Genomic DNA, 6,907 nt, shown 5'->3' with positions numbered 1-6,907 from the left:
ACTCCCTACTCCCTACTCCCTACTCCCTACTCCCTACTCCCTACTCCCTACTCCCTACCTCACCACCCTCACCACCGTCCGGTCCGACACCAGCGGCAACAGCCGCGCCATTGTCCGCGCTGTCACCGCCACGCAGCCTTGCGTCGGTGTGAAGCCTGGGCGCGCCAGATGGAAGAAGATGGCGCTGCCGCGGCCGCGCCGGCGCGGCGCCATGTTCCAGTCGAGCACAAGGCAGGCGTCATAGAGGCGGTCGTCGCGCCGCATTCGCTCATGGCTGGCGCCATAGGGGATTTTCACCGGCCGGTTGTAGTTGCGGTCGTCCGGCACCTCGCACCAGCCGAGATCGGCGCCGATCGGCGCCATCGCCAGCTGGGTTTTGCGGCCGGCCGCGAAATGATCGCCCCGAAAATATCCTGACAAAATCCGCATCTCGCCAAGCGGCGTCGCACCGTCGCCTTCGCGCTTATTGGCCGAGATGCCGCCGCGTCCGAGCGCACAGGCAAACACCTTGCTGCCGGCCTGCAATATCCCCTGGCTGGGGTTGCCCGGCCTCGCCCGAACCACCAGCACACGCAGCCTTTTCGGCAAAATTGCGCCGGCTGCATTGCGATCGCGTTTTTTCTTGTATGATCGTGTCACGGAACAAATCACTGTGATCGGACTGTTGCGCCGGTCAGCTTCCGCATAAATGGGAGGCGGTCAACTGAAAATTCTTTTCAAAACAATGGATTGATCCATGACATCACGTACCATTCTGATCGTTGACGATGATGACGACCTGCGCGGAACCCTCGTCGAGCAACTGGCCCTTTACGAAGAATTCGACGTCTTGCAGGAAGCGACCGCCGCCAAAGGCGTCGCCGCGGCGCGCGGCGGGCTCATCGACCTGCTCATCATGGATGTCGGACTGCCCGACATGGATGGCCGCGAGGCGGTGAAGATCCTGCGCAAGGGCGGCTACAAGGCGCCGATCATCATGCTGACCGGCCACGATACCGATTCCGACACAATTCTGGGCCTCGAGGCCGGCGCCAACGACTATGTCACCAAGCCGTTCCGCTTCGCCGTGCTGCTCGCCCGCATACGCGCACAACTGCGCCAGCACGAGCAGAGCGAGGACGCCACCTTTTCGGTCGGGCCCTACACGTTCAAGCCCAGCCAGAAGCTTCTGATCGACCAGCGCGGCGGCAAGGTGCGGCTGACCGAGAAGGAAGCCTCGATCATCAAATATCTCTATCGAGCCGACCAGAAGGTGGTGACGCGCGACGTCCTGCTCGAGGAAGTGTGGGGCTACAATTCCGGCGTCACCACGCACACGCTGGAAACTCACGTCTACCGGCTGCGCCAGAAGATCGAGCGCGATCCTTCCAATGCTGAAATTCTTGTGACAGAAAGCGGCGGCTACAAGCTGGTTCCTTAAACTTTTCATTGTTCGATAAGCGGTCGGGGCGGGACTGTTTCGGGGAGGATCCGGCTGGGGGAGCCTGGATCGGCCCGTTGCGCAGATTGAAGTGTTAGAGCGTCCTTTGCGCGTTCAATTGGACACGCGGCGCTCTAAGGGAGGGATTGGACTGACCGTTCGGGGACGCAGCTAGAGATGGCGCTGGATGACGACATCCGCATCCTGTCCGCCGTGAAGCTCTTTGAGGGTTTCACGCAGGAACAGCTGCGCCTGCTCGCCTTCGGCGCCGAAGCCACCCATCTGCAGGCCGACCGCAAGCTGTACCGCGAGGATGACGAAGCCGACTCAGCCTATATCGTGGTCAGTGGCCGCATCGTGCTCTACCGCGAGCATGACGGCGACCGCATCCCGATCGGCACCGCCGGCCCCGGCACGATCCTCAGCGAACTGGCGCTGATCGCCGACTCAAGACGGCTGACCAGCGCCTCGGCCGAGACCGATTCGGAAGTGATAAGGTTGAGCCGCAAGATGTTTCGCCGCATCCTGGAGGAATATCCCGAAGTGGCGGTGAAACTGCACCAGCGCATCCTCGATGATTTTCAGGCCATGATCGCCCGCATCGAGAAGTTGGCCCCAAGGTTTGGCGGGTAGGTCCCCGCGACCGCGCTCACGCTTGGGTGTGTCGAGATTCAGGTCAGGCCGAGTCGAAAATGGCTGATACCGAGAACCGGAGCGGAGCGTACTCAAAGTACGCACCGGAAGCGCAGGTATCGGCCATTGCAGGCCGGCCTCACCTGAATATCGGCACGCCTAATCCAGGTCGAACCGCGCAATCACCGGCACATGGTCCGAGGGCCGCTCCCAGCCACGCGCCTCTCGCAGGATCTCATAGCCGGCAAAGCTCGGCACCAGGTTCGGTGACGACCAGACATGGTCGAGCCGGCGGCCACGGTTCGAGGCTTCCCAGTCCCGCGCGCGATAGCTCCACCAGGTGTAGAGCTTCTGCTCTGGCGGCACGTCGAGCCGCATCAGGTCGACCCAGTCGCCGGCGATCCGCATCGCGTCGAAATTTTGCGTCTCGACCGGCGTGTGGCTGACGACGTTGAGCAATTGCTTGTGCGACCAGACATCGTGCTCCTGCGGCGCGATGTTGAGGTCGCCGACCAGGATCGAAGCCGACACCTCGTCATGCGCGGCGTGGATGGCGTTCATCTCGGCAACGAAATCGAGCTTGTGGCGGAACTTGCGGTTGATCTCCGGATCGGGCTCGTCGCCGCCGGCCGGCACGTAGAAATTGTGGACCAGGATTGCCTTGCCGCCGGCCTGCACCTTGACCGACAGATGCCGGCTGTCATCGATCTCGCAGAAGCGCCGTTTCTCGACAATCTCGATCGGCCGCCGCGCCACCGTCGCAACGCCGTGATAGCCCTTCTGGCCATGGAATGCGATGTGCTCGTAGCCGGCCTTGCGGAACGCCTTTTCCGGAAACAGCTCGTCGGGAACCTTCGTCTCCTGCAGGCAAAGCACATCGGGCGCCTGCTCCGTCAGCAGCCGCTCGACGATCGGCATGCGCAGGCGCACGGAATTGATGTTCCAGGTGGCGATGGAGAAGGACATGCGGCGATCCGAACAAGGTCGCCGATCTACTGCCAGCCGAGCGCCACAAACACAAGCCAGCCTTTGCGGGCGGCGGCCCTGATTCAGGTCAGGCCGAGTCGAAAATGGTGGTCTCCGAGAACCGGAGCGGAGCGTACTTAAACCACGTGAGCGCCGGAAGCGCAGGAGATCGCCATTTGCAGGCCGGCCTGACCGGATCTAGCGGTGGTTGGTGTTCAGCTCGCGGTTCGCCGTATAGTCGATGGCGAACGTATCCGCAGGGAAGCTGACGCCTTCCTTGGTGTTGTAGATCATCACCGTGGTGTCCTTGCCCTGCGCGTCGGTGATGGTCCACTGGCGCAGATCATAGGATTTCGGATCGAACATCATGGTGATCTTCGAATTGCCGAACACCGACTTGTCGGCAAGCTGGATGGTGGTGAGGTCGCTCTCTTCCTTGATCGATTTGACGCGGCCGCCCGAGAGGTCGATCTTGGTGTCGAGCAACAGCTTCAGCGGTGTCTTCGACAACGGATAGAGATCGGACGTTTTCAGCCGCTTGTTGAGGATGACCACCGACTTGCCGTCGGAAATCACCCGGAAATTCGACTTGCCGTCATAGTTGAAGCGAATCTTGCCTGGCCGCTCAAGGAAGAACTTGCCGCCGGTCTGCTGGTTGTTGGGGCCGAACTGGACGAACTCGCCGCTCATCGATTTGACCGAGGAGAAATGGTCGGCGATCTTTTGCGCCGTCGGCGGCACCGCCGCCTGCGCCGAGGCCAAGAGCTGGAACCCCGGCACGACGTTGATGGCCGCGGCGCCGGCAAGCATCAAGCCAAGGCCGAGCAACTGGCGACGGTTTGGAGCGAAATCGCTGATCGCGGAAAGATCGTTTTTCATGCCGGTCACTCTCGTGTGGTGTGTGTCTCGTTGCAGTCCGTGGACCCCCAGTTAGACTTAAGTTTGGCGGCCGGACAGCGCTCAGTCGCTGTAACGCGCCAAAAGGTTCAAGGTTGCCGCCGGGCCGTATCGGCTGATCAGAACTTGTCGTCCTCGGTCGGCACCAGAATTTCGCGTTTGCCGGCATGGTTGGCCGGGCCGACAATGCCTTCCTTCTCCATCTTCTCGATGATCGAGGCGGCGCGGTTGTAGCCGATGCCGAGCCGGCGCTGGATATAGCTGGTCGACGCCTTGCCGTCGCGCAGCACGACCGAGACCGCCTGGTCGTAGGGATCGTCGGAATCCTCGAAATTGCTGTTGCCGCCGCCGCCAGCGCCGCCCTTGCCCGACGGCTCGTCATCGTCCTCGCCGTCATCCTCGGTGATGGCGTCGAGATATTCGGGCACGCCCTGCAGCTTCAGATGGGCGACGATCTTCTCGACCTCGTCGTCGGCGACGAACGGGCCGTGCACGCGCTGGATGCGGCCGCCGCCGGCCATGTACAGCATGTCGCCCATGCCGAGCAGCTGCTCGGCGCCCTGCTCGCCCAGAATGGTGCGGCTGTCGATCTTCGACGTCACCTGAAAGGAGATACGGGTCGGGAAATTGGCCTTGATGGTGCCGGTGATGACGTCGACCGACGGACGCTGCGTCGCCATGATGACATGGATGCCGGCCGCGCGCGCCATTTGTGCCAGGCGCTGCACCGCGCCTTCGATGTCCTTGCCGGCGACCATCATCAAATCGGCCATCTCGTCGATGATGACGACGATGTAGGGCATCGGCTCGAGATCGAGGTTCTCGGTCTCGTAGATCGCCTCGCCGGTCTGGCGGTCGAAGCCGGTCTGCACGGTGCGCGAGATTTTTTCGCCCTTCTTTTCAGCCAACTGCACGCGCGCGTTGAAGCCGTCGATGTTGCGCACGCCGACCTTGGACATCTTGCGGTAGCGGTCCTCCATCTCGCGCACCGTCCACTTCAACGCCACCACGGCCTTCTTCGGGTCGGTGACCACCGGCGTCAGAAGGTGCGGGATGCCGTCATAGACGGAGAGTTCGAGCATCTTCGGGTCGATCATGATTAGCCGGCAGTCCTGCGGCGTCAGCTTGTAGAGCAGCGACAGGATCATGGTGTTGATGGCGACGGACTTGCCGGAGCCGGTGGTGCCGGCGACCAGCACATGCGGCATCTTGGCGATGTCGACGATCACCGCCTCGCCATTGATGGTCTTGCCCAGCGCCAGCGCCAGCTTGGACTTGGTCGCCTCGAAATCGCGGCTGGCCAGGATCTCCCGGAGATAGACGGTCTCGCGCTTGGCATTCGGCAATTCGATGCCGATGGCGTTGCGGCCGGGCACCACGGCGACGCGGCAGGCAATCGCGCTCATCGAGCGGGCGATGTCGTCGGACAGTCCGATGACGCGCGACGATTTGATGCCGGGCGCCGGCTCCAGCTCATAGAGCGTGACCACCGGGCCGGGCCGCACCGCGATAATCTCGCCCTTGACGCCGAAATCCTCCAGTACGCCTTCGAGCAGGCGCGCATTCTGCTCCAGCGCGTCCTTGGACAGGCTGGCGTCGCGCACCACGTTCTTCGGCTCCGACAGGAAATGCAGCGACGGCATTTCGAATGTTTCCGAGCCGATCAGCGAGGTCTGCGCCTCGCGCTGGACGCGCGCGCCCGGAGCGGGACGCGGCGCAGGTGCGGCGACGCGGGTCGCCGCATCGGAGCGGAAGTTCTGCACCTTGGCGTTCGGCGCGGCACGGCGCTGGACCGGCTCGTCGTCGAGTTCGATCTCCTCGTCGCCATTGTCGAAACCGGCATCGAGGACGTCGTCATCGTCCGGATCGACGGAAACGCTGCGGTCATTGACCATGGCGGCGAAGAATTCCGGCTCGACGCGGGCGCGGCCATCCGGGCTCATCCGCGCTTCGGCGAATTCCGCCGATTCGACCCGTTCGGCGGCGCGGCGCCATGCGGTGGAGCGCTGCTCCATCTCCGGCTCGAACTCGTCGCGCTCCTGCTGGCGGCGCACAGCCCGGCGATGCATCCAGGCGCGGAAAGACAGCCACCAGTGGGTAACGGCGCCGAGCGCCAGTATCCCTTCGTCGCCCTCCTCGTCGTCTTCGTCGAAGAGCAGGTCGTCCTCTCGGGGATCGGGCTCCGCGGTGCGCTCCATGACGGCAAAGCCGTTCTTGCGCGCAATCAGCGCCGAGCCATAGGCAAACAGCCACAGCGCCGGCGCAATGAGCACCATGGCAATGATGCTGGCAACGATGCCGGTCGGGTAGCCGCCAATGACCAGGCCCGGAATATTGAGCACCATGTCGCCGAGCACGCCACCGAGGCCGGTCGGCAACGGCCACGTCTTGGGCGGCACCACGCAGCCGGCCATCGCCGCCGCGAGCAGCGCGAAGCCGAACCAGGCAACGCCGCGCTTCGGCAGCCTATCGACGCCGCGCGCCGAAAACAGGAGAAAGCCCCAGATCACCGCCGGCACCAGGGCGGCGACCGCGGCAAGGCCGAAGAACTGCATGGCGAGGTCGGAGAATACCGCGCCCGCATAGCCCATGGCGTTGGTGACGATGTTGTCGGTGGCGTGCGAGAAGCTGGGATCGGCGACGTTCCAGGTCGCCAGCGCCGCGACGCCAAAGGCGACCAGCGCAAACAGGCCGGCGCCGACCAGCCGCCCGACCTGGCGCCGCGCGAATGCCTGGATGCCGTGCCCCGTATCGGTCAGCGCGAGCGGTGCTGAAGCCCCTGAACGCATGCTTCGTTCCCCGTCTGTCATGGACTGGCCGGGCGCATGACGCACTCCGGCAGATTCGGATGTCAGACTATCGGGGGGAAGGTTAAGGCCGCATTAACTATACGGCAGCCAGAGCCACGATCTTGCTCACTCCACTGTAGGCAGTCTCAACAGTTCGGAACCAATCCGGTCGACGTCTCCCCGCCGGCGGCCATCACTAGAA

Annotated in this window: 6 protein-coding genes; 2 read left to right on the top strand and 4 right to left on the bottom strand. The window is 63.4% G+C overall.

Annotation, left to right across the window (positions count from 1 at the left end):
* Window positions 1-54: 54 nt before the first annotated feature.
* On the bottom strand, window positions 55-591 hold the full coding sequence (locus NKI46_RS23595) for a L,D-transpeptidase family protein (RefSeq protein WP_245264527.1): 537 nt from the start codon (window positions 589-591) through the stop codon (window positions 55-57).
* Window positions 592-736: 145 nt separating this feature from the next.
* Here NKI46_RS23595 and NKI46_RS23590 point away from each other — a divergent pair, with 145 nt between their 5' ends.
* Window positions 737-1,420 carry a response regulator transcription factor gene (locus NKI46_RS23590; RefSeq protein WP_023670493.1) on the top strand — a complete coding sequence of 228 codons (684 nt, stop codon included), beginning with the start codon at window positions 737-739 and terminating at the stop codon, window positions 1,418-1,420.
* Window positions 1,421-1,597: 177 nt separating this feature from the next.
* A complete protein-coding gene (locus tag NKI46_RS23585) occupies window positions 1,598-2,053 on the top strand; it encodes a cyclic nucleotide-binding domain-containing protein (RefSeq protein ID WP_023670494.1) in 456 nt (151 codons plus the stop codon).
* Between the two features lie 159 nt (window positions 2,054-2,212).
* Here the strand turns inward: NKI46_RS23585 and xth are convergent, their stop codons facing one another.
* The 3 genes from xth to NKI46_RS23570 all read right to left on the bottom strand — a co-directional run bounded on the left by xth (window position 2,213) and on the right by NKI46_RS23570 (window position 6,705).
* On the bottom strand, window positions 2,213-3,019 hold the full coding sequence (gene xth / locus NKI46_RS23580) for an exodeoxyribonuclease III (RefSeq protein WP_352460309.1): 807 nt from the start codon (window positions 3,017-3,019) through the stop codon (window positions 2,213-2,215).
* A gap of 198 nt (window positions 3,020-3,217) precedes the next feature.
* Window positions 3,218-3,898 carry an outer-membrane lipoprotein carrier protein LolA gene (locus tag NKI46_RS23575; protein WP_023683897.1) on the bottom strand — a complete coding sequence of 227 codons (681 nt, stop codon included), beginning with the start codon at window positions 3,896-3,898 and terminating at the stop codon, window positions 3,218-3,220.
* Between the two features lie 137 nt (window positions 3,899-4,035).
* Window positions 4,036-6,705 (bottom strand): DNA translocase FtsK, encoded by a 2,670-nt coding sequence (locus NKI46_RS23570; protein ID WP_352748134.1) that lies wholly within the window; start codon window positions 6,703-6,705, stop codon window positions 4,036-4,038.
* Window positions 6,706-6,907 lie beyond the last annotated feature (202 nt).

It is taken from the genome of Mesorhizobium sp. M0615 (assembly GCF_040320805.1).
GTDB lineage: Bacteria > Pseudomonadota > Alphaproteobacteria > Rhizobiales > Rhizobiaceae > Mesorhizobium.
This window is presented reverse-complemented; position numbering and strand designations above follow the sequence as displayed.

What these genes read in the sequence shown, in the direction of transcription:
- xth (WP_352460309.1), bottom strand. Translation starts at nt 3,019, where the DNA reads ATGTCCTTCTCCATCGCCACCTGGAACATCAATTCCGTGCGCCTGCGC.
- NKI46_RS23575 (WP_023683897.1), bottom strand. Translation starts at nt 3,898, where the DNA reads ATGAAAAACGATCTTTCCGCGATCAGCGATTTCGCTCCAAACCGTCGC.
- NKI46_RS23585 (WP_023670494.1), top strand. Translation starts at nt 1,598, where the DNA reads ATGGCGCTGGATGACGACATCCGCATCCTGTCCGCCGTGAAGCTCTTT.
- NKI46_RS23590 (WP_023670493.1), top strand. Translation starts at nt 737, where the DNA reads ATGACATCACGTACCATTCTGATCGTTGACGATGATGACGACCTGCGC.
- NKI46_RS23570 (WP_352748134.1), bottom strand. Translation starts at nt 6,705, where the DNA reads ATGCGTTCAGGGGCTTCAGCACCGCTCGCGCTGACCGATACGGGGCAC.